A 482-nucleotide genomic window follows, 5' to 3' on the forward strand; every position below is an offset into this window, starting at 1 on the left:
GCGCTGGTGGAGTGCGAGGCGCTCGTGGAGGGCGCGGACCTCGTCCTCGACGGGATCGTCGGGATCGGCGGGAAGGGCGGGCTGCGGCCGGACGCCGTGCCGTTGGCGGCTGCCGCCGGGCGGTCGAGGGGGGCCGTCGTCGCCGTCGATCTGCCGAGCGGTATCGACGCCGACACCGGCGAGGTGCACGGGGCCGCCGTACAGGCCGATCTGACCGTGACGTTCGGGACGCACAAGCCGGGACTCCTGATCGACCCCGCCCGGGAGTACGCGGGCTCGGTCCGGCTCGTCGACATCGGGCTGGAACTGCCCGCCGAGCCGGAGCTGGAGGCGTTGCAGCACCTGGATGTGGCCCGGCTGCTGCCGGTGCCGCGGGCGGAGAGCGACAAGTACCGGCGGGGCGTGGTCGGGATCGCCGCCGGGTCGGCGCGGTATCCGGGGGCCGCTGTGCTGGCCGTGTCGGGCGCGCTGCGGGGCGGGGC

Annotated in this window: 1 protein-coding gene; it reads left to right on the forward strand. The window is 76.1% G+C overall.

Translation table 11 applies throughout. The features are described from left to right. Positions 1-482, forward strand: a 482-nt coding sequence (locus C1J00_RS44105; RefSeq protein ID WP_281262812.1) for an NAD(P)H-hydrate epimerase, incomplete at both ends; no start/stop codon positions are given.

It is taken from the genome of Streptomyces cahuitamycinicus, from assembly GCF_002891435.1.
GTDB classification, from domain to species: Bacteria; Actinomycetota; Actinomycetes; order Streptomycetales; family Streptomycetaceae; genus Streptomyces; species Streptomyces cahuitamycinicus.